Annotated in this window: 17 protein-coding genes and 1 tRNA gene; 17 read left to right on the top strand and 1 reads right to left on the bottom strand. The window is 50.4% G+C overall.

Going from position 1 to position 21,295, the window contains the following annotated elements; all coding sequences use genetic code 11:
- Nucleotides 1-9 precede the first annotated feature (9 nt).
- The 7 genes from CI960_RS11780 to CI960_RS11750 all read left to right on the top strand — a co-directional run bounded on the left by CI960_RS11780 (nucleotide 10) and on the right by CI960_RS11750 (nucleotide 7,536).
- Entirely contained in the window at nucleotides 10-219 is a 210-nt protein-coding gene (locus tag CI960_RS11780; protein ID WP_005855965.1) for a DUF6722 family protein, read from the top strand.
- Between the two features lie 175 nt (nucleotides 220-394).
- Nucleotides 395-1,417: a low specificity L-threonine aldolase gene (locus tag CI960_RS11775; protein WP_005855967.1), complete on the top strand. Its 1,023-nt coding sequence runs from the start codon at nucleotides 395-397 to the stop codon at nucleotides 1,415-1,417.
- Between the two features lie 14 nt (nucleotides 1,418-1,431).
- Nucleotides 1,432-3,318: an endonuclease/exonuclease/phosphatase family protein gene (locus tag CI960_RS11770; protein ID WP_005855969.1), complete on the top strand. Its 1,887-nt coding sequence runs from the start codon at nucleotides 1,432-1,434 to the stop codon at nucleotides 3,316-3,318.
- A gap of 8 nt (nucleotides 3,319-3,326) precedes the next feature.
- The gene (locus CI960_RS11765; RefSeq protein WP_005855970.1) at nucleotides 3,327-4,652 is read left to right on the top strand and encodes a nucleobase:cation symporter-2 family protein; all 1,326 of its coding nucleotides are present in this window, start codon (nucleotides 3,327-3,329) and stop codon (nucleotides 4,650-4,652) included.
- Nucleotides 4,653-4,658: 6 nt separating this feature from the next.
- Nucleotides 4,659-5,225: a xanthine phosphoribosyltransferase gene (gene xpt, locus CI960_RS11760; RefSeq protein ID WP_005855972.1), complete on the top strand. Its 567-nt coding sequence runs from the start codon at nucleotides 4,659-4,661 to the stop codon at nucleotides 5,223-5,225.
- 10 nt (nucleotides 5,226-5,235) lie between these two features.
- Nucleotides 5,236-5,649 (top strand): PaaI family thioesterase, encoded by a 414-nt coding sequence (locus CI960_RS11755; protein WP_005855973.1) that lies wholly within the window; start codon nucleotides 5,236-5,238, stop codon nucleotides 5,647-5,649.
- A 27-nt stretch (nucleotides 5,650-5,676) separates the two neighbouring features.
- Complete coding sequence (locus CI960_RS11750; RefSeq protein WP_005855974.1) at nucleotides 5,677-7,536, top strand: serine hydrolase; 1,860 nt, start codon at nucleotides 5,677-5,679, stop codon at nucleotides 7,534-7,536.
- A 195-nt stretch (nucleotides 7,537-7,731) separates the two neighbouring features.
- Here CI960_RS11750 and CI960_RS11745 read toward each other — a convergent pair.
- A tRNA-Met gene (locus CI960_RS11745) sits at nucleotides 7,732-7,803 on the bottom strand.
- 150 nt (nucleotides 7,804-7,953) lie between these two features.
- Here CI960_RS11745 and CI960_RS11740 point away from each other — a divergent pair.
- The 10 genes from CI960_RS11740 to CI960_RS11695 all read left to right on the top strand — a co-directional run bounded on the left by CI960_RS11740 (nucleotide 7,954) and on the right by CI960_RS11695 (nucleotide 21,260).
- Nucleotides 7,954-8,547 (top strand): TetR/AcrR family transcriptional regulator, encoded by a 594-nt coding sequence (locus CI960_RS11740; RefSeq protein WP_005855975.1) that lies wholly within the window; start codon nucleotides 7,954-7,956, stop codon nucleotides 8,545-8,547.
- 16 nt (nucleotides 8,548-8,563) lie between these two features.
- Nucleotides 8,564-9,508, top strand: a complete 945-nt coding sequence (locus CI960_RS11735; RefSeq protein WP_005855976.1) for a 3-oxoacyl-ACP synthase III family protein — start codon at nucleotides 8,564-8,566, stop codon at nucleotides 9,506-9,508.
- A 20-nt stretch (nucleotides 9,509-9,528) separates the two neighbouring features.
- Nucleotides 9,529-10,275, top strand: coding sequence for a 3-oxoacyl-[acyl-carrier-protein] reductase (gene fabG / locus CI960_RS11730; RefSeq protein WP_005855977.1), 747 nt, complete (start codon nucleotides 9,529-9,531; stop codon nucleotides 10,273-10,275).
- A 1-nt stretch (nucleotide 10,276) separates the two neighbouring features.
- Nucleotides 10,277-10,951 (top strand): RluA family pseudouridine synthase, encoded by a 675-nt coding sequence (locus CI960_RS11725; RefSeq protein ID WP_005855978.1) that lies wholly within the window; start codon nucleotides 10,277-10,279, stop codon nucleotides 10,949-10,951.
- A 279-nt stretch (nucleotides 10,952-11,230) separates the two neighbouring features.
- Nucleotides 11,231-12,397 carry an efflux RND transporter periplasmic adaptor subunit gene (locus CI960_RS11720; protein ID WP_005855980.1) on the top strand — a complete coding sequence of 389 codons (1,167 nt, stop codon included), beginning with the start codon at nucleotides 11,231-11,233 and terminating at the stop codon, nucleotides 12,395-12,397.
- Nucleotides 12,394-15,558, top strand: a complete 3,165-nt coding sequence (locus CI960_RS11715; protein ID WP_008780328.1) for an efflux RND transporter permease subunit — start codon at nucleotides 12,394-12,396, stop codon at nucleotides 15,556-15,558. Before CI960_RS11720 ends, CI960_RS11715 begins: the two co-directional genes overlap by 4 nt.
- The gene (locus tag CI960_RS11710; RefSeq protein WP_182420004.1) at nucleotides 15,555-16,934 is read left to right on the top strand and encodes an efflux transporter outer membrane subunit; all 1,380 of its coding nucleotides are present in this window, start codon (nucleotides 15,555-15,557) and stop codon (nucleotides 16,932-16,934) included. The genes CI960_RS11715 and CI960_RS11710 overlap by 4 nt, the downstream gene beginning before the upstream one ends.
- Before the next feature lie 262 nt (nucleotides 16,935-17,196).
- Nucleotides 17,197-18,432 carry a 6-bladed beta-propeller gene (locus CI960_RS11705; protein WP_005855989.1) on the top strand — a complete coding sequence of 412 codons (1,236 nt, stop codon included), beginning with the start codon at nucleotides 17,197-17,199 and terminating at the stop codon, nucleotides 18,430-18,432.
- Between the two features lie 50 nt (nucleotides 18,433-18,482).
- Nucleotides 18,483-19,415, top strand: a complete 933-nt coding sequence (gene metA, locus CI960_RS11700; RefSeq protein WP_005855991.1) for a homoserine O-succinyltransferase — start codon at nucleotides 18,483-18,485, stop codon at nucleotides 19,413-19,415.
- Complete coding sequence (locus CI960_RS11695; RefSeq protein WP_005855993.1) at nucleotides 19,416-21,260, top strand: U32 family peptidase; 1,845 nt, start codon at nucleotides 19,416-19,418, stop codon at nucleotides 21,258-21,260.
- The last annotated feature ends 35 nt before the right edge of the window (nucleotides 21,261-21,295 follow it).

The raw sequence follows: 21,295 nt of genomic DNA, 5'->3' as shown, positions 1-21,295 counted from the left end.
TATCTTACTATGAAAAAAGAAATCGGAAAATGGTTGATGGATATCGCTAAGTATGTAGTGACTGGCGGAATCATTAGCACATTCATCAGTAATTATCAACAGCAGAGTTGGATTATTTATATAAATGCGGCAATTGTTGCTATAATTACTTTTTGGGCGGGTACCCGCTATTTTAAGGAAGGAGAAAGGGCTGAAAACAGTAAAAAAAGGAGGAAATAGTTATGGGACCTTATTTATTCTTTTGTAGTATAGTGGTTATTCCTTGTGTCGTTTATCTGATATATTCATATACGCATACAAATAAGAATAACATAATGGATAGCGATAAATAGTTACTTGGATATCCTCATTCTCATCTTAAATCCGTACTTTTGGCGAAAAATCAGATTTAAAGATGAGAAGTTTCGCTAGTGACAACAATTCCGGCGTGCATCCCCGGGTAATGGATGCGATCATCAAGGCAAATGATAATCATGCGGTTGGATATGGTGATGATCCTTGGACAGAGGCCGCTACGAGTAAGATACAAGAAGTGTTCGGCAAGGATGCTTCTCCTTTTTTCGTGTTTAACGGGACGGGGGCGAACTCCGTGGCCCTGCAAGCCGTGACCCGTCCGTTTAATAGCATCCTGTGCGCCGAGACCGCCCATATCAACGTAGACGAATGTGGTGCTCCCGCACGGATGACCGGTTGCGCCATCGTCACGATTCCTACGACGGACGGTAAGCTGACACCGGAATTGATCCGTCCCCATCTGAAGAACTTCGGGGTTTGCCACCATTCGCAACCCAAGGCCGTTTATATCTCCCAAGTATCGGAATTAGGTACGATCTATACGATAGAGGAAGTGAGAGCGATCGCCGATCTCTTACATTCGTACGATATGTATCTGCATATGGACGGAGCCCGCTTGGCGAACGCCTGCGCTTACCTGAATTGCACGATGCGCCAAGTGACCATAGACGCAGGCGTGGATATCTTGAGCTTCGGAGGCACGAAAAACGGTATGATGATGGGAGAGGCCGTGGTCTCGTTCCGCCCGGAGATCACGGAGAACCTGCGATTTTACCGGAAGCAATCCGCCCAGCTAGCCTCGAAGCTACGTTATCTCTCCGCCCAGTTCATCCCTTATCTGGAAAATAACCTCTGGTTGGAGAACGCTATGAAAGCGAATATCAGCGCCGCCAAGCTAGCGGACGTGCTACGACAATACCCGGAAATTCATTTTACGCAGAAGATCGAGTCCAACCAGCTTTTCTTCACGATCCCTGCCGAGGCGTTGAGGAAGTTGCAAGATAAATATTTCTTCTATATGTGGAACGAGGAGATCAACGAGGCCCGTCTCGTTACCTCTTGGGATACTTCCGGCGAGGATATCGCTGAGTTCGAGCAGTCATTGAAAGAGATATTCGGTTAAGGTATAGATATAAAATGAATATAAACATTAGATCGAATCCTATGAGGAAATGGTTTATTTGGGCGATCGTTATGATCGGATGTTTGCCCATAAATAAGGCATTGGCACAGCAAAGCGGCGATGCCGAGCGGAATACGTTGCGTATCATGAGCTATAATATCCGCAACGGAAGGGGCATGGATGAGGTGACGGACCTCGGGCGTATAGCGGACGCTATATGTAAGGTAGCCCCCGATGTCGTCGCCGTACAGGAGGTAGATAGCGTGACCGGAAGAAGCGGCGGGATCGACGTGCTCCGGACGTTGGGAGAACGCACCCTGATGTTCCCTACCTACGCCCCGGCCATCGACTTCGATGGCGGTAAATACGGAGTAGGTATGCTGAGCAAGGAGAAGCCGGTGAGTTACCGCTATATAGCCCTTCCCGGACGGGAGGAGGAACGGGTCTTGCTATGGGTCGAGTTTGAGAGATATATCTTCTGCTGCACGCACCTTTCCTTGACACCGGAAGACCGGATGCTCTCCTTGCCGATCCTTCGGCGGGAAGCCGCTTCCGCGCATAAACCCTTGTTTATCGCCGGGGATTGGAACGCTACGGCGCATTCCCCCTTTATCACGGAAATCAGCAAGGATTTCCAGTTGTTGAGCAATCCTAAACAGGCTACCTTCCCGGCTTCCACGCCGGATAGCTGTTTGGACTATATAGCGGGTTATGTAAATAATGGACAGCCCTTTACCCGTTTGTCCGCATGGGTTCCCGAAGAGGCGGTGGCATCGGATCATCGCCCGGTCGTAACGGAGGTTCGCCTGAAGGCCAAGCCGGAAGAGATCTTTTATGCGGCGCCCTATCTCCAAAATCCTACGGAGGGCGGTATAACGGTGATGTGGCAGACCCATGTCCCTACGTATAGTTGGGTAGAATACGGTACGGACACGCTGAATTTGAAGAAGGCCCGCACCATCGTGGACGGTCAAGTGATATGCAACGGTTTGCATAATAAGATCCGGCTGACGGACCTACGACCGGGGCAAACCTATTACTACCGGGTATGCTCGCAAGAGATCATGCTTTATCAAGCCTATAAGAAAGAGTTTGGCGAGACAGCGGTATCCCCGTTCTACACTTTCAAGGTCCCTTCCGCATCCCAAGAGGATTTCACGGCATTAATCTTTAATGACCTGCATAAGCAGATCCCGACCCTAGACGCCTTATACGAGCAAGTGCGTGATATCCCTTATGATTTCGTGGTATTTAACGGGGATTGTATAGACGATCCCGCCAATGAGAAAGAAGCTTTGTATCATTTGGCTTATTTATGCGGGAAGGTGGGCGCCAGTCATGTCTCCGCTTTCTTCCTAAGAGGCAACCACGAGATCCGAAACGCTTATTCGATCGGCCTGCGTGCCTTGTTTGACTATGTGGGCGATAAGACATATGGGGCGTTCAGCTGGGGAGATACCCGTTTCGTCATGCTGGATTGCGGCGAGGATAAACCGGATAGCACATGGGTGTATTATGGCCTGAACGATTTCACCGGTCTCCGGAAAGATCAAGTGAGTTTCCTCTCGAAAGAATTGAGCGGCAAGGAGTTTAAGCAAGCCTCGAAGCGGGTTTTATTGAACCATATCCCTATCTACGGAAACGGGGATGCCTATGAGCCTTGTCCGGAGCTTTGGGGAAGCCTGTTGGCGAAAGCCCCTTTCAACGTGAATATATCCGCCCATACGCATCAATACGCCTTCCACCCGAAAGGCTCGTTGGGAAACAACTTCCCGGTGATCGTAGGCGGGGGGTATAAGCTCGATTCGGCTACGGTGATGGTATTGCGGAAGAAAGGAAACGAGATGAGTGTACGGGTGTTGAACGCAAGAGGAGAGACCTTATTAGACTTGAAATTATAAGAGACAGTATGGATACGGATTTGATTTACGGGATCGATGACCGTCCGCCTTTGAAAGAGACGCTTTTTGCCGCCATCCAGCATCTACTGGCTATTTTCGTGGCGATCATAACACCTCCCTTGATTATCGCCGGGGCGCTGAAACTGGATCTGGAGACGACCGGTTTCTTGGTTTCCATGGCTCTGTTCGCCTCCGGGGTATCCACATTCGTTCAATGTCGTAAATTAGGACCGGTCGGGGCGGGGCTGCTATGTATCCAAGGAACTAGCTTCTCGTTTATCGGCCCGATTATCACGGCTGGCCTGGCGGGAGGGCTTCCCCTTATTTTCGGCGTTTGTATCGCCGCCTCTCCGGTAGAGATGATCGTGAGCCGTACTTTTAAGTATCTGCGCTCGGTGATTACTCCCTTGGTATCGGGTATCGTGGTGTTGCTCATCGGCTTGAGCTTGATCAAGGTAGGAGTGGTCGCTTGCGGCGGGGGGTATACGGCTATGGATAACGGTACGTTCGGTAGTTTGCGTAATATTGGGGTAGCTGTGTGCGTCTTGTTGAGTGTCTTGTTCTTCAATCGTTGTAAGAACAAGTACTTGCGGATGAGTTCCATCGTACTGGGGTTGTGTATCGGTTACGCGATCGCTTTCGCCATGGGGATGGTGGATATGGAGGCTGTCTCCTCGCAAAACCTGAGAGGGTTTAATATCCCGGTTCCCTTCAAATATGGATTGGATTTTAATATCTCTTCATTCGTGGCGATCGCATTGATCTATCTGATCACGGCGATCGAGGCTACGGGGGATATTACCGCCAACTCGATGATATCGGGAAAATCGATCGAGGGAGAAGGGTACCTGAAGCGAGTCTCCGGCGGGGTGCTGGCGGATGGGGTGAACTCATTTATCTCCGGAATTTTCAACTCTTTCCCGAATTCTATCTTCGCCCAGAATAACGGGATTATCCAGCTGACGGGAGTCGCCAGCCGGTACGTAGGGTATTATATAGCGGGTATGCTGATCCTGTTGGGTTTATTCCCGGTTGTCGGCGTTATTTTCTCCTTGATGCCCGATCCGGTGCTGGGAGGGGCTACCCTGCTGATGTTCGGTACGGTGGCGGCGGCAGGTATCCGTATTATCGCCGCCCAAGATATCAACCGGAAGGCCACGTTGGTGTTGGCGGTTAGTTTGTCCTTGGGGTTGGGGGTGGAGCTGATGCCGGATATTTTAGGGGCCGCTCCTCAAGTGATCCGTGGCATTTTCTCATCCGGCATAACGACGGGTGGCTTGACGGCCATTCTGGCAAATTTATTTATACGTGTAAAAGAAGATCAAACAGAATAACAAATTATGGAATTATTGAAGCAACGCATCTTGCAAGACGGCCGCTGTTATCCCGGCGGTATCCTTAAAGTGGATAGTTTTATCAACCATCAAATGGACCCGATGTTGATGTATAAGATCGCCGAGGAATTTATCCGTCGCTTTCAAGATCGTAAGATTAACAAGATCGTGACCATCGAGGCGAGCGGTATCGCCCCGGCCATTATGGTGGGTTATATCATGCAACTGCCGGTGGTCTTCGTAAAGAAGAAGAAACCGAAGACGATGGAGAACATGCTCTCTACCGTGGTCCATTCCTTCACGAAGGATCGTGACTATACGGTATGTATCAGCAATAATTTCCTGACTCCGGAGGATCATATCCTGTTTATCGATGATTTCTTGGCTTACGGAAACGCCGCTATGGGAATGGTCGAGTTGGCGGAGCAATCGGGAGCCGTGATCGAGGGTATGGGTTTTATTATAGAGAAGGCGTTTCAAGATGGCGGGAATCTGCTGCGTGAAAAGGGCATACGTGTGGAGAGCCTCGCCATTATCGATAATCTGGATGATTGTAAGATAACGGTTCGTTAATAGAAAAGATATGGATGAGAGAATAAAAGAAAAGTTGATTAACCGTGCGAAGACGAATCCTTATGTGAATTTTCTGGGGATCGACTTCACGGTTATCGAGGAAGGTCGTGTAGAGGCGCATATGCCCTTGCATGACGAGCAGAGACAATATAGCGGCGTGACGCATGGGGGTGTCTTGGCTGCTTTGGCGGATACGATCGCCGGTTTCGCCGCCTATACGATGACCCCGCTGGAGAAAGACGTGCTGACGGCAGAATTGAAAATGTCTTTCTTACGGGCCGCTTGGGGTAATGAGCTGATCGCCAAGGGTACCGTGATCAAGGCGGGACGGAATATACATTTTTGTGAGTGCGAGATTTATTGCGACGATAAGTTGGTGAGCAAATCTTCCGGCACCTTTTGTGTGGTCCATCCCCAAGTATAGAAAAGATGTTACTTATTTATCAATATCATGAAGACTTCAAATGTAAAAAGAATCCTTTGCGGCTGCCTGTTGTTCGCCGCTACGTGGCCGGCATTCAGCCAGCCTGCCACGAATCCCCGCCTGATCATCCGTGCGGATGACATGGGGTCGTTCCGTTCCGCCAATATAGCGTGTATGGAAGGGTATAAGAATGGGGTGGAGACCTGTATAGAGGTTATGGTTGTCACCTCGTGGTTCCCCGAGGCCGCCCGGCTGTTGAGGGAGAACCCGGGGATAGATGTCGGGCTTCACCTGACGTTTACCAGCGAATGGGATAACGTGAAATGGCGTCCGCTGACGCATTGTCCCAGCTTGACCGATAGCAATGGCTATTTCTTGCCGATGATGTCTCCGAATTCCGCCTACCCGGGTCTGGCCATTCTGGAGAATACATGGAGCTTGGCCGAGATCGAGCAGGAGGCCCGGGCCCAGATAGAGATGGCCTTGAAGAACATTCCCCAGATCAGCCATATCTCCGGCCATATGGGATCGACCGGTTTCGATCCGGAGGTGGTGAAGCTGATGCGCCGCTTGTCCGAGGAATATCATCTGCCGGTCGTGGATCGGGTAGAGGCGATGCAGGAATATGATTTCACCTATTCCGGGTATGATGGAGCCTCCAAGACCCCGGCCGAGAAGGAGGCCAGTTTCATCCGGATGTTGGATAAGCTGGAACCCGGTAAACGCTATATGTTCTTGGATCACCCGGCCTTGGATAACGAGGAGATGAAAACCGTCGGGCATATCGGCTACGAGAACGTGGCGATGGACCGTCAAGGCGTGACCGATCTTTTTACCAGTCCGAAGGTGAAGCAAGCCTTGAAGGATAAGAACATAGACTTGATCAGCTATAACGACCTGACCAAGGAACTTCCTCGTGCGGAAGCCTCGAAAGCCTTGGATAAGGCGTTTGGCAATTACCTGCGGGCGGTGAAAAAGGCGGATCAAGACTTACATAGTATCATGATCCTCCAGCATGGAAAGGTCGTAAAGGAGCAATGGCTGGGTGAGGGCGACCGCCATACGCCGCATATCTTGAACTCCGTTAGCAAGACCTTTACGGCTACGGCTATCGGTTTTGCCGTCGCGGAGGGTAAATTGAAGGTCACGGACAAGGTGATCTCCTTCTTCCCCGACCAATTACCGGCCGAGGTAAGCCCTTACTTGAAAGAGCTGGAGATACGTCACCTATTGACCATGTCCTCCGGCCATGATGTCGATCCCACCGCTTTAGTACGGCAGGAGGGGAACGAGAAGGCCGATTGGGTAAAGATTTTCCTCTCGGCGCCGTTGGTACATAAACCGGGAACCTATTTCGTATACAACAGTCTCGGCACGTATATGCTTTCCGCTATCATCCAGAAGGTGACCGGTGAGAAGGTGATCAATTATCTCTATCCCCGTCTGTTCCGTCCGCTGGGTATCGTCGGCGCTACTTGGGAAGAGAGTCCCCAAGGCATCAATTGCGGCGGTTGGGGTTTGTATCTCAAGACCGAGGATCTAGCGAAAATGGGTCAGTTTTTCCTGCAAAAGGGAAAATGGAACGATAAGCAATTGCTTCTCGAAAGCTGGATAGAGGAAGCCACCACCTCCAAGATAGCCTCTTTGCCCGCTGGTATGAGACCGGAGAACTTGAAGATGAAGCCGAAAGATAGCGACTGGTTGCAAGGCTACGGTTACCAGATGTGGCGTTGCCGCCATAACGCCGTTCGTGCCGATGGAGCCAATGGACAATACATTATTATATTGCCCGAGCAAGATGCGGTAATCGCCATGACCGCGAATATCGGCGATATGCAGGCCGAGATCAACTTGATATGGAAATATATCTTGCCTGCCTTGAGATAGGAACTGTAGGACCTACGTCCGGGAAACCAATAAGAGCCCCCGGACGTAAGCCTATGACTTGTTGGGCTTAAGCGAATGGTTTACGGTACGTAAGTCAATGGATTACGGGAAAAACTCAATGATTCCCACCCCGTAAACCATTGGGTTACGAAAAAAGAAAAGCCTTCTGGTCACAGACCGGAAGGCTTTTCTTAGTTGCGGAGGCAAGACTCGAACTTACGACCTTTGGGTTATGAGCCCAACGAGCTACCACTGCTCCACTCCGCGATATAGTTGCTATCATTTCTTGATTGCGAGTGCAAAGGTAGGGATATTTTCTTACAAAACAAATTTATTGCAAGTTTTTTTTAATATACTTGGTAGATACGATCTTTTTTAAGTACTTTGCGCACAGTTTTAATCAAAATGTGCAATACAATGCCGATGACAGTTTCTAAAACACGTGACATGTTGGTGGATGTGGCCAGACAATTGTTTGCCCGCATGGGGGTTGATAACACGACGATGAACGATATTGCACAGGCATCTCGTAAGGGGAGACGTACGCTTTATACGTACTTTAAAAGCAAGAACGAGATCTATTTGGCGGTAGTGGAGTCGGAGCTGGACCAGCTTCATAAGATGCTGGTGGACGTGGCCAGCAAGGATCTGCCGGCGGACGAGAAGCTGCTGACGTTTATCTATAGCCGCTTGGACGCTGTAAAGGCGTTGGTGTTTCGGAACGGTACGTTGCGGGCTACCTTCTTCCGTGATATATGGCGGGTAGAGAAGGTACGCAAGAGCTTCGACCTTCGGGAAGTGGAGATCATAAAGGGAATATTGGACGATGGCGTGAAGGAGGGTATATTCAGCATGCCGGACACGGACATTACCGCCCTCGTGCTCCATCATGCCTTGAAAGGGCTGGAGGTGCCCTATATCCGGGGGATCATGGGTGATAATATCAGCCAGCGGATTAAACGTAGAGACAATGTTATGAATTTAATATTCAACGGAATAAAGATTAAGTAAATCAAAGACACTAAGGATGTTTATTAATGCGACAGGGTTTTATGTGCCTGAAGAACGGGTAGATAACCAACATTTTCTTGAATTAAACGGGTTGACGAGTGAGTGGATTGAGCAACGGACGGGCATTCATACCCGCTCGAAAGCGAAAGAGGAAGAGAATATCAATACCATGAGCCTTGAGGCCGTGAAGGACGCTCTTCCCAAATTGCCTTACGATATCACGGAGGTAGACTTGATCGTCTCCGCTTCGTATTCTCCCTATGATACGGTTGCGACGGCCGCGCATACGGTTCAACATGAGTATACTATCGCTGACGCGAAAGCTTTATATCTATCCTCGGCTTGTTCTTCTTTCTTGAACGCCTTGGAGGTTGTGGAGGGATATTTCGCCATGGGGAAGGCTTCCAAGGCTTTGGTGCTTTCCGCTGATAAGAACTCCGCTTATTATAATGAGACAGACCCGAAGGCGGGCCATTTATGGGGTGATGCCGCCGCCGCTTTCTTTATCTCCAAGGAGCGGATCGGTGAGGGCGACGCCGAGATCGTAGAGGTTTACACGCAAGGTCTCGGCCATTTGTCGAAAGCGATGGAGGCGGTTCACTTGCGTCCTCGTGACGGCGGTATCTTGATGCCGGAGGGGCGTGACGTATTTATCCAAGCTTGTACCTATATGCCTAAGAATGTCCTTCATTTGTTGGAGAAGAACGGTTATACGCTGGATAACCTTACTTATTTCATCGGCCATCAGGCGAATATGCGTATCATGGCGAATATCGCCAAGCAATTGAACTTGCCGGACGAGAAATTTTTACACAATATCGAGGAGCTGGGAAATACGGGTTCCGTAAGCTCGGCCTTGGTATATGCCCAGAACGATAAGAATTTCAAGAAAGACGACTTGATCGCTATCACGGTATTCGGCGGTGGCTATTCAACGGGAGCTTGCTTGATTAAACATTGATATTAAAAAATTTGAGTAATATGAAACTATTAGAAGGTAAAGTGGCTGTCGTAACGGGTGCCGCTCGTGGTATTGGTAAGGCTATCGCCTTGAAGTTTGCCCAAGAGGGCGCTAACATCGCTTTCACGGATCTAGTGATCGATGAGAATGGCTTGGCTACACAGGCTGAGATCGAGGCCTTGGGTGTAAAGGCGAAAGGATACGCTTCCAACGCTGCTAACTTTGAGGAGACTCATAACGTCGTTGCCGAGATCGTGAAGGATTTCGGACGTATCGATATCTTGGTGAACAACGCCGGTATCACGAAAGACGGCTTGATGATGCGTATGAGCGAGGGACAATGGGACGCTGTGTTGAACGTGAACTTGAAGTCCGCTTTCAACTTTATCCACGCTTGTACCCCGGTCATGATGAAGCAACGTGCGGGTAGCATTATCAATATGTCTTCTGTCGTAGGTGTTCATGGTAACGCCGGACAAGCTAACTACTCCGCTTCCAAGGCCGGTATGATCGGCTTGGCTAAGTCTGTCGCTCAGGAGTTGGGTTCTCGTGGCATTCGTGCGAACGCTATCGCCCCGGGATTTATCATCACGGATATGACCGCTCAGTTGTCTGACGAGGTACGTGCCGAGTGGTGCAAGAAGATTCCTTTGCGCCGTGGCGGTACGGTGGAGGATGTGGCTAATATCGCTACCTTCTTGGCTTCGGATATGTCTTCTTATGTATCTGGACAGGTTATTCAGGTTGACGGCGGTATGAACATGTAATATGGAGGTTATTTACGAGGATAATCATATTATAGCGGTAGATAAGACCTGCCGTGAGATCGTGCAAGGCGACAAGACGGGCGATAAGCCTCTCTCGGAGATGCTGAAGGTATGGCTGAAGGAGAAGTATTGCAAGCCCGGGAATGTCTTTGTCGGTGTCACGCACCGTCTGGATCGTCCGGTGAGCGGGGTCGTGATTTTCGCCAAGACGAGCAAGGCCCTCTCTCGCTTGAACGAGATGTTTCGTGTCGGTGAGGTGCGCAAGACGTATTGGGCGATCGTCAAGAACCGTCCCCCGCAGGATGAGGGTGAGTTGGTGGATTGGCTGGTGCGGAACGAGAAGCAAAATAAGAGTTACGCTTACGATACCGAGCGGCCGAATGCCAAGAAAGCCATCCTGCGTTATAAATTGATCGCCCATTCGGATAATTATTATCTGTTGGAGATCGATTTGAAGACGGGGCGGCACCATCAGATCCGCTGTCAGTTGGCGAAGATGGGATGTCCGATCAAGGGGGATCTGAAATATGGTTTCGATCGTTCCAATAAGGATGGGGGCATTAGCTTACACGCTCGTAGCGCGGAGTTTATCCATCCGGTTTCAAAAGAGAACGTGCGAATTGTCGCTCCCGTGCCGGATGATAATTTGTGGAAAGCGTTGTCGGTTGACCGATAATAATTGATATTGATAAAGATCTGATATATGTGGAATCCTTTCGGATGGAGAAAACGTTTCATTCGAAAGGATTTTGTTTTTAAAGTGTAGACTTACCCAGTAGGTGTGGATTTATTCCCCGGTTGGATACACCCTAATTTTAGTATAAATGTTAACATAAACGCTATACGATTTGTTATTAAGTGAAGTAATGTTAATTATCGGTCTCCTCGAGAAAAATGGAATGATTCTTTCTTTCTTTACATAACAAATGTGACATAAGTAATTTATATAGGTAGAATGAGCAGGAAAAGATTGGCAAAAGTACAGGTTATCTTGATAGCCCTTGTAGTAGCGATGACGGGTTGCCGCCATAAGGAAGAGCAGCAATTGCCCATCGTGATCGTAGACAAACCCTCAAAAGAAGACGTGCAGATTTATGGCGAGTACGTGGGACGTATCCGTGCCGCCAGCTTTGTCGAGGTACATGCCCGTGTGGAGGGATTCCTAGAGAAAATGTTGTTTGAGGAAGGTAAACGGGTGAAGCAGAATGAGCCCCTGTTTATGATTAATCCCGATAAATATCGTGCTAGAGTAGAGAAAGCGAAAGCCCAACTGAAGAAAAGCCAAGCCCAAGCGGCCAAGGCCCGGCGTGATGTGGAACGCCTGAAACCGTTGTACGAGCAACACGCCGCCAGCCAACTGGATTTGGATAACGCCACAGCCGCCCTGGAAGATGCCGAGGCGAATATCGCCATGAGCAAGGCGGATCTAGACCAAGCGGAGATGGAGTTGAGCTATACGGTGGTGACCTCGCCGCTGTCTGGGTATATCAGTGAGCGTTTCGTGGATGTGGGTGCTTTGGTGGGCCCGGGTGTCAATTCGAAATTGGCGGCTGTTGTGAAAAGTGACACGGTATTGGTCGATTTTAAGATGACCGCCTTGGATTACCTGCGTGCCGAGCGTCGTAACGTGAAGTTTGGCGAGCAGGATACGACCCGTTCTTGGCAGCCTACCGTGACGGTTACCTTGGCGGACGACTCGGAATACCCGGTAAAAGGTATCGTGGACTTCGCCGACCCGCTGGTGGACCCGAAGACCGGTACGTTTGGCGTTCGTGCGGAACTATCCAACCCGAACCAGAAATTATTGCCCGGACAGTTCACGAAGGTGAAGCTCCTGCTGGATGTCCGCGAGCGTTCGATCGTCGTTCCCCGGAAAGCCCTCTCGATCGAGAAAGGAGGTGCATTCATCTATATCATCCGTAGGGACGATATCGCCGAGAAGCGTTTCGTGCAGACCGGCCCGGAGATCGGCAACAAGGTCGTGATCGAACGGGGCTTGGGCGAGAACGAGCGAGTAGTGGTAGAAGGTTATCATAAATTGGTGCCGGGCGTGAAGGTACATGCGGTAGAGGCCGGCGACGAGAAGGCTATCCAAGCGCTTAGAGAGGAGGAAGAACAATGAAACCGGGATTCTTTATAGACCGTCCTGTCTTTTCGACCGTCTTATCGATACTGATCGTGATTGTCGGAATCATCGGACTGGCATTGTTGCCTGTGGACCAGTATCCGCAGATTACGCCCCCTGTAGTGAAGATCAGCGCCACGTATCCGGGAGCGAGCGCCTTGACGGTGTCTCAAGCGGTCGCTACCCCGATCGAGCAGGAGCTGAACGGTACGCCGGGTATGATCTATATGCAAAGTAGTAGCTCGAACTCGGGTAGCTTGAATATTACGGTGACCTTCGATGTATCCGCCGATGCGGACTTGGCGGCTGTCGAGATCCAGAACCGTGTGAAACTGGCCGAGAGCCGTTTGCCCGCCGAGGTGATCCAAAATGGTATCACGATCGAGAAGCAGGCTCCTAGCCAGCTGATGACCTTGAGCTTGATGTCCGACGATCCGAAGTTCGATGAGATCTATCTGAGTAATTTTGCCACGATCAACGTGTTGGACGTATTGCGCCGTATCCCGGGCGTAGGTCGTGTATCGAATATCGGTAGCCGTTATTACGGTATGCAGATCTGGGTATATCCGGATCGGTTGGCCAACATGGGATTGACAGTAAGTGATTTGCAAGATGCCTTGAAAGACCAGAACCGGGAGTCGGCGGCGGGCGAGCTGGGTAAGCAGCCCGTGCTGGATGTGGATGTCACCTTGCCTATCACGGCCCCGGGACGTTTGTCTACCGTGAAGGAGTTCGAGGATATCGTGGTGCGAGCAAACCCGGATGGCTCGATCGTCCGGATGAGCGACGTGGCCCGGGTATCGCTGGAGGCTTCCTCTTATTCTACGGAGAGTGGGATCAATGGGAAGAACGCCGCTATCTTGGGTATCTATATGTTGCCGGGGGCGAACGCTCTGGAGGTCGCCACGAAGGTGAAAGAGGCGATGAAGGATATCAGCAAGAACTTCCCGGAAGGCTTGGAGTATAATTTCCCGTTCGATATGACGGAGTATATCTCACAATCCGTGCACGAGGTGTATAAGACCTTGTTCGAGGCCCTTTTCTTGGTCGTTCTCGTAGTGTTCCTCTCGTTACAGAATTGGCGTGCGGCTTTGATCCCGACGATCGCCGTCCCGATCTCCTTGATCGGTACGTTCGGTTTCATGTTGATCTTCGGTTTCTCGTTGAATATGCTAACCTTGCTGGGATTGATCTTGGCGATCGGTATCGTGGTGGACGACGCTATCGTGGTGGTGGAGAACGTGGAGCGTATCATGGCCGAGGAGCGTGTGACTGCCCGTGAGGCTACGCATAAGGCGATGCGGGAATTGTCTGGTGCTTTGATCGCTACCTCCATGGTATTGGCTGCCGTGTTCGTGCCGGTGAGTTTCTTGGGGGGTATCACGGGGCAGCTGTACCGTCAGTTCTCTGTTACGATCGTGGTTTCCGTGCTGTTGTCCACGGTAGTGGCCTTGACGTTGAGCCCGGCGATGTGCGCCATCATCTTGCGTCCGTCTCATAAGAAGAAAGCGTTTATTTTCCGTAAGATCAATCTGTGGTTGGCGAAAGGAAATAAGAAATATACGAAGTTGTTGCGTATCTCTATCGCTAATCCCCGCCGTATCTTGGCAGGGTTCGGGATGGTACTGGTGGCCATCTTTGTCTTGAACCGGATGTTGCCTACCAGCTTTATCCCGGAGGAGGATCAAGGGTTCTTCACTGTAGAGCTGGAGATGCCCGAGGGTACTACCTTGGAACGTACACGTGCCGTAACCGACCGTGCGATCGAGTTCCTCGACCATCATCCGGCCGTGGCCTACGTACAGAATGTAACGGGTAGCAGTCCCCGTGTCGGTACGAACCAAGGGCGTGCCACGCTGACGGTGATCTTGAAACCGTGGGAAGAGCGTAAATCCTCCGGCATGAAGGTAGAGGACGTGATGGCCGATGCCCGCCGGGAATTCTACTATTACCCCGAGGCTAAGTCGTATGTGAACCGTCCACCGGTAATCCCGGGTTTGGGTGAGAGCGGTGGCTTGGAGATGCAGTTGGAGGCTAAGGGAGACGCTAGCTGGGATAATCTGGTAAGTGCCACGGATACTTTCCTGTATTACGCTTCGCAAGCGCCTGAGCTTCAAGGTGTGTCTTCCGCCATGCAGAGCGAGATCCCGCAGTTGTATTTCGACGTGGACCGTGATCAGGCGAAGTTCCTCGGCATCCCGTTGTCTGATATCTTCTCGACCATGAAGGCTTATCTAGGCTCCGTGTACGTGAACGACTTCAATATGTTCAACCGTATTTACCGTGTATATATCCAAGCGGAGGCGCCTTATCGGGCCACCCGGGATAATCTGGATTTGTTCTTCGTCCGCAGTAAGGATGGGGCGATGGTTCCATTGACTGCCTTGGGCACGACCCAATATACGACCGGTCCGGGAACGATCAAGCGTTTCAATATGTTCACCACGGCCTCGATCAACGCCGTAGCCGCTCCGGGATATAGTACGGGTGAGGCGATGGCTGCGATGGAACGGATCGCTAGGGAGCATCTGCCCGAGAATATCGGTCTGGAGTGGAGCGGTCTTTCCTATCAAGAGAAACAGGCCGGTGGGCAGACTGGTTTTGTCTTGGCGTTGGTCTTCTTGTTTGTCTTCTTGTTCTTGGCGGCTCAGTATGAGAGCTGGATCGTGCCGATCGCCGTATTGCTTTCCTTGCCGGTAGCTACGCTGGGCGCCTACTTGGGCATCTGGGCGACAGGGTTGGAGAACGATATTTATTATCAGATCGGTCTGGTAACCTTGATCGGTTTGGCGGCGAAGAACGCTATCTTGATCGTTGAGTTCGCCAAGGTACAGGTGGATAACGGGGTAGATGTGGTGAGAGCCGCTATCCATGCCGCCCAGATGCGTTTCCGCCCGATCTTGATGACCTCGTTGGCCTTCGTGTTGGGTATGCTTCCGATGGTGTTAGCCAGCGGACCGGGCTCAGCTTCCCGCCATAGTATCGGTACGGGCGTGTTCTTCGGTATGCTGGTGGCGATTACGGTAGGTATCGTGTTGGTTCCCTTCTTCTTTGTTTTGATCTATAAGATAAAGGGAAAGATGCGTATGGAACGTATCGCTCAAAAGAAAGAAGTGGTAACCTCTATTTTAAAGAGACACAAAAACGGAAAATTATGATGACAAAGAATTTCTATATAGCCGCTTTCGTCGTTTCTATGCTGGCGTTCTCTTCCTGCAAGATCGGAAAGCGGTACGTACGTCCGGAGTTGAACCTGCCGGACCGGATCGAGGCTTATACGGATACGACCGATACGGCATCCGTGGAGAATATCCCATGGGAGAGCCTTTACGCCGATGAGGCCTTGAAGGATCTGATCAGAAAGGCGCTGGATAATAATAAGGATATGAAGATCGCCGCCGCCAAGGTGAAGGAGATGATCGCCGCCAAGCGGATCTCTTTCGCGAGTATGCTGCCGGAGGTGGGAGCGAATATCTATGCGCAAAAGGAACGCTTGAATTATGGAGGGGATAACCCAAAGCCCGATCCAGAATTTGGGGCGAAGCTGACTTTGTCTTGGGAATTAGATTTATGGGGTAACCTTCGCTGGGCGAATGAGGCAGCCATCGCTTCCTATATGGAGACCGTGGAAGGACAACGTGCCTTGCGATTGACCATCATCGCCGAGGTTGCCGCCAATTATTATCAACTTTGCGCCTTGGACCAAGAGTTGTCGATCGTACAGCAAACTTTGGACGCACGCCGTGAGGGTGTTCGCTTGGCGAAGCTTCGCTATGAGGGCGGACTTACTTCCGAGACGGCTTACAACCAAGCCCAAGTGGAGTTGGCCCGTACCGAGACCTTGATCCCCTCGCTGGAGCGTCAGATCAAGATCAAGGAAAGCGACCTCAGCACGTTGTTGGGCGAGTATACGGATGATATCCCCCGTGGTCTTTCCTTGAGCGACCAGCACTTGCCGGATGCCTTACCGATCGGCTTACCGTCTTCTTTGCTGGAGCGCCGGCCGGATATGCGTCAAGCGGAGTTTAAGCTTCAGGCGGCGAACGCTCAGGTGGGTGTGGCGCAGACGGACTTATTCCCGAAGATCCGTTTGACAAGCAATTACGGTTTCGAGAGCGATGAGTTAAGCAGTATCTTGAAGAGTCCGGCAGGTTTTATTGCCGGAAGCCTGTTGCAGCCGATCTTCGCCATGGGGAAGAACAAGGCGAAAGTGAAAGCGGCGAAGGCTCGTTACGAGCAAGAGGTCTATAGTTACGAAAAGAGCGTATTAGGTGCTTTCAAGGAGGTGAACAACGCTATCGTGACCGTCCGCAAGGTGAAGGAGATCCGTGCTTCCCGCATGAATCTGGAAGCCTCCGCCAGTAAATATCTGGAACTCGCCCAACTGCAATACATCAACGGTGTCATCAGCTACATGGACGTATTGGATGCCCAGCGTGGTTTGCTGGACGCCCAGATCGGTTTGAACAATGCCGTGCTGGATGAGTTGCTGTCGGTGGTATACCTGTATAAGGCTTTAGGGGGAGGTTTCTAATCCTTATACCTAAAGCAGATATATGGATATCAATTTATAAACCAATGGAACCCATCCTATAGCTCAATGGAATACGAACAAGATCCCATTGAGTTATAGGATGGGTTCCATTGGTTTTCTTATTTATAATAACCATTAAATAGTGAGATATTTACGAGTTTTTCGAACAAATCTTTGCGTAGCCATTAAAAATTTCCTATATTGCGCAAAGTGAATGTTATTTGCCTTTATCCTTAAATTTAAACTAAAAGAAAAGACTATTATGAGACAGAGCTTGATAGCGGTGGGAATGTTTTTATTAACGGGAGGTATGGTTGGTTGCGGTACCTCTTCTACCCAAGAGAAAGAGGATCTTATCGTGGTGGACGTATCGAAAGATTATCCCAAAAAGGAACTGATCTTGCAAGATCTTTTCGATGTGGAATATATTCCGTTGGAGACTACCGACGAGTTCGTGACGCTAGGCTGGTTGCAGGCGATTGGGAAGGATGTGATGATCGTACGGAATATGTTTGCTGCTGATGGGAATATTTTTATTTATGACCGGAAAGGAAAAGCGGTACGAAAGATTAACCGGAGGGGACAGGGTAACGAGGAGTATTATGCGACGAATGGTATCTATCTGGACGATGAGAAAGGAGAAATGTTTGTTGGTAATCTGCAGCAAAGAAAGATAATGACTTATGACTTGTTCGGGAATTTTAAACGAAGTTTCCTGTTTAAGGAAGGAGAAGACGAAGATACGAAATCATGGGTTTATTATAAAGCGATCTTCAATTTAGACGGAGATCATTTCATCTGCCAAGACGCTAGTAGCGGGCGTAATTTCAATAGAGATCATCAGGATCTTGAGCCTAGGAATATATTCTTGATAGTATCCAAGCGAGACGGGAGCGTGGTAGAGGAGATTAAGATTCCTTTTGAGAAAAAGGTGTCGCAAGTATTGTTCGACGAAAAGGGCATAGGTATGGTTAATAACCCTTGTATCGTCCCTTACGGGGATCGTTGGCTACTTACGGAGCCATCTTGCGACACGGTCTACACCTATTCGCCCGCTGATGGATTAAAGCCCTTTATCGTAAGGACTCCCTCTATTCAATCCATGAGCCCGGAGATCTTTCTTTTCCCGGGTGTGGTTACGGATCGTTATTGTTTTATGCAGACCGTAAAGAAAGAGTTGAACTTGGCGATGATGGATACCTACTATCGGTTGATGAGAACCGATTTGGTGTACGATAGGGAGACAAAGGAAGTATCTGAGTATGTCCTGTATAACGATGATTTCACGAAAGAAGTACCGATCGCCAACCTCGTGGACGAGATTTTCGACCTCACGGTCTTCAATAACGACGAGATCGCCTTCACGTGGCGGATAAATACCCCCGAACTTGTCGAGGCCTATCAAGAAGGACACCTCAAAGGCAAGTTAAAGGAGATCGCCGCGGGTATGCACGAGGAGGATAACCCCGTGATCATGGTGGCGAAGTATAAGCGATAATGAGAAAATTCTCATTATCTTTGCGCTCATATAATAATCAGAGATAGAAAATGCCATTAAATTTACAAAAGAACTTACCGGCTATCGAGCTGCTGAAGAAGGAACACATCTTCGTGATGGATTCCTTGCGTGCGTCGGAGCAGGATATCCGCCCCCTTCGGGTAGTCGTATTGAATTTGATGCCCCTTAAGATAACGACCGAGACGGACTTGGTTCGCCTCCTCAGTAATACACCCCTGCAAGTGGAACTTGATTTCATGAAGATCAAGGGACATACGCCGAAGAATACGCCCATCGAGCATATGCAGGAATTTTATAAGGATTTCGATGAGATGGCGGATGATTTCTACGACGGGATGATCGTGACGGGCGCTCCCGTGGAGCAGATGCCTTTCGAGGAAGTTAGTTATTGGGAGGAGATCACGCAGATATTCGATTGGGCCCGTACGCATGTTACCTCCACGCTCTATATCTGCTGGGCGGCGCAAGCGGGGCTATACCATTTCTATGGGGTGCCTAAATATGATTTGCCGGCCAAGATGTTCGGTGTCTTCCGTCATTCGCTCCGGGAACCGTTTGTTCCGATCTTCCGGGGGTTCGATGACGAGTTCTTCGTGCCTCATAGCCGTCATACCGAGATTCGCCGAGAGGATATCATGAAGGTGCCCGAGCTCACCTTATTGTCCGAGAGCGAGGAATCCGGCGTCTATATGGCGATGGCTCGTGGCGGACGGGAATTCTTCATCACCGGTCATTCCGAGTATTCGCCCTATACGCTGAATGATGAGTATATGCGTGATTTGGGGAAGGGATTGCCCATCAACAAGCCTCGTAATTATTACCGGAACAACGATCCGGCGCAAGGCCCGGTGGTACGTTGGCGGGGGCACGCGAACCTGCTGTTCACCAATTGGCTGAACTATTACGTATACCAAGAGACCCCGTTCCGCCGGGAAGATATTAAAAAACTAGGAAGCTTGTAAATGAGAAAAGAACCCCGTTCGATAGAACTGTTATCTCCCGCTAAGGATCTGATTTGCGGTAGGGAGGCGATTAACCATGGCGCCGATGCCGTGTATATCGGTGCCCCGAAGTTCGGGGCCCGTGCCGCCGCCGGTAATACGCTGGACGATATACGGCAGCTTTGCGATTACGCCCATCTCTATTCGGCTCGTATTTACGTGGCCTTGAACACTATCTTGAAAGAAGAGGAGCTGGCAGAGGCCGAGCAAATGATCTGGCAACTTTACGAGGCCGGGGCGGATGCCTTGATCGTTCAAGACATGGGTATCACCCAGTTGAACCTTCCGCCTATCCCCTTGCACGCCAGTACGCAAACGGATAACCGTACGCCGGAGAAGGTGAGATTCCTGCAAGAGGTAGGTTTCACGCAAGTCGTATTGGCGAGGGAGCTATCGCTGAACCAGATACGGGAGATCGCCGAGCGAACGACCGTGCCTCTGGAGGTCTTCGTACACGGGGCGCTGTGCGTAAGCTATAGCGGCCAGTGTTACCTGAGTGCCGCCTTGAGCGGACGAAGCGCCAACCGGGGGGAATGCGCCCAGTATTGCCGCCTGCCTTATAGCTTGATCGACGCGGACGGGAAGGAGATCGTATCGGGTAAGCATCTCTTATCCTTGAAGGACATGAACCGGGGCGAATACTTGGAGGAGTTGCTGGATGCCGGTGTCTCTTCCTTGAAGATCGAGGGTCGTTTGAAGGATGTATCTTACGTGAAAAACGTAACGGCTTGGTACCGGAAGAAACTGGACGCTATCTTGGCCCGTCGGCCGGAATACCGTCGTGCCTCGGCCGGGCATAGCACTTACACGTTCGAGCCCGTGGCGGAGAAAAGCTTCAACCGGGGTTTCACGCCTTTCTTATGGAAGGAGCGCACGAAGGATATCACCAGCTTTGATACGCCTAAGTCCTTGGGGGAGCCGGTGGGTACGGTGAAGGAACTGAAAGGAAACTCTTTCACGATCGCCGGACTGAAACAATTGAATAACGGAGACGGGCTTACCTTCTTCAACGAGAAAGGGGAGTTGGAGGGTTTCCGGGTAAACCGTGTGGAGGCGAACCGAATCTTTACGCTGGATCGCCCGGCGATCCGTCCGAAGATGCCTTTGTACCGGAATTTCGATCAAGAGTTTGATAAACTGCTATCCAAGCCATCCGCCGAGCGGAAACTCTCTGTCCGGATGGAATTTCAAGATAACGCCTTTGGCTTCACGTTAAGTATGGCGGACGAGACAGGAGCCCGTATCATGCTCACCAAGCCGTTCGAGAAAGAACCGGCCCGGAGGGAGCAGGCGGAGAATATCCGTACCCAGCTCTCTAAGTTGGGGAACACGCCTTTCGAGGCGGAGGAAGTTGCCGTGGCGATGTCCGATAACTGGTTTGTCCCTTCTTCTTTATTGGCCGAGATGCGTAGGCTAGGGGTGGAGAGGCTTATCTCTACCCGGCGGATTCGTTACCGCAGGGAAGAGGCTCGTCCGTTTAAGCCGTGTGTAGGCGAGACTCCGGAAGCCCCTTTCCCCGAGAAGTGTCTGACCTATTTAGGGAATGTATCCAATAGCAAGGCTGGTGCCTTTTATAAGGCGCATGGCGTGACTGCCGTGGAAGACGCTTTCGAGTTGTCTCCCCGGAAGGATGTCCCTTTGATGTTCACGAAACATTGCCTGCGGTACAGTATGGGATGGTGCCCTACTTACCAGAAGCAGAAGTCTCCCTATAAGGAGCCTTACTTCCTGCGCTATAAGGAAACGCTCTTGCGTTTGCGCTTCGACTGCAAGAATTGCCAGATGTTGATCTATGCGGAGGAATAACGGGCTTTGTAACTACTTAATCCGATAAATAAAAC

It is taken from the genome of Parabacteroides sp. CT06, from assembly GCF_002257605.1.
Lineage (GTDB): Bacteria > Bacteroidota > Bacteroidia > Bacteroidales > Tannerellaceae > Parabacteroides > Parabacteroides distasonis.
This window is presented reverse-complemented; position numbering and strand designations above follow the sequence as displayed.

Bases quoted from the DNA above. Each gene is read 5' to 3' on its own strand.
- fabG (WP_005855977.1), top strand. From the start codon at position 9,529: ATGAAACTATTAGAAGGTAAAGTGGCTGTCGTAACGGGTGCCGCTCGT.
- CI960_RS11755 (WP_005855973.1), top strand. From the start codon at position 5,236: ATGGATGAGAGAATAAAAGAAAAGTTGATTAACCGTGCGAAGACGAAT.
- CI960_RS11780 (WP_005855965.1), top strand. From the start codon at position 10: ATGAAAAAAGAAATCGGAAAATGGTTGATGGATATCGCTAAGTATGTA.
- CI960_RS11715 (WP_008780328.1), top strand. From the start codon at position 12,394: ATGAAACCGGGATTCTTTATAGACCGTCCTGTCTTTTCGACCGTCTTA.
- CI960_RS11770 (WP_005855969.1), top strand. From the start codon at position 1,432: ATGAATATAAACATTAGATCGAATCCTATGAGGAAATGGTTTATTTGG.
- CI960_RS11740 (WP_005855975.1), top strand. From the start codon at position 7,954: ATGCCGATGACAGTTTCTAAAACACGTGACATGTTGGTGGATGTGGCC.
- CI960_RS11720 (WP_005855980.1), top strand. From the start codon at position 11,231: ATGAGCAGGAAAAGATTGGCAAAAGTACAGGTTATCTTGATAGCCCTT.
- CI960_RS11775 (WP_005855967.1), top strand. From the start codon at position 395: ATGAGAAGTTTCGCTAGTGACAACAATTCCGGCGTGCATCCCCGGGTA.
- metA (WP_005855991.1), top strand. From the start codon at position 18,483: ATGCCATTAAATTTACAAAAGAACTTACCGGCTATCGAGCTGCTGAAG.
- CI960_RS11705 (WP_005855989.1), top strand. From the start codon at position 17,197: ATGAGACAGAGCTTGATAGCGGTGGGAATGTTTTTATTAACGGGAGGT.
- CI960_RS11750 (WP_005855974.1), top strand. From the start codon at position 5,677: ATGAAGACTTCAAATGTAAAAAGAATCCTTTGCGGCTGCCTGTTGTTC.
- CI960_RS11765 (WP_005855970.1), top strand. From the start codon at position 3,327: ATGGATACGGATTTGATTTACGGGATCGATGACCGTCCGCCTTTGAAA.
- xpt (WP_005855972.1), top strand. From the start codon at position 4,659: ATGGAATTATTGAAGCAACGCATCTTGCAAGACGGCCGCTGTTATCCC.
- CI960_RS11710 (WP_182420004.1), top strand. From the start codon at position 15,555: ATGATGACAAAGAATTTCTATATAGCCGCTTTCGTCGTTTCTATGCTG.
- CI960_RS11695 (WP_005855993.1), top strand. From the start codon at position 19,416: ATGAGAAAAGAACCCCGTTCGATAGAACTGTTATCTCCCGCTAAGGAT.
- CI960_RS11725 (WP_005855978.1), top strand. From the start codon at position 10,277: ATGGAGGTTATTTACGAGGATAATCATATTATAGCGGTAGATAAGACC.
- CI960_RS11735 (WP_005855976.1), top strand. From the start codon at position 8,564: ATGTTTATTAATGCGACAGGGTTTTATGTGCCTGAAGAACGGGTAGAT.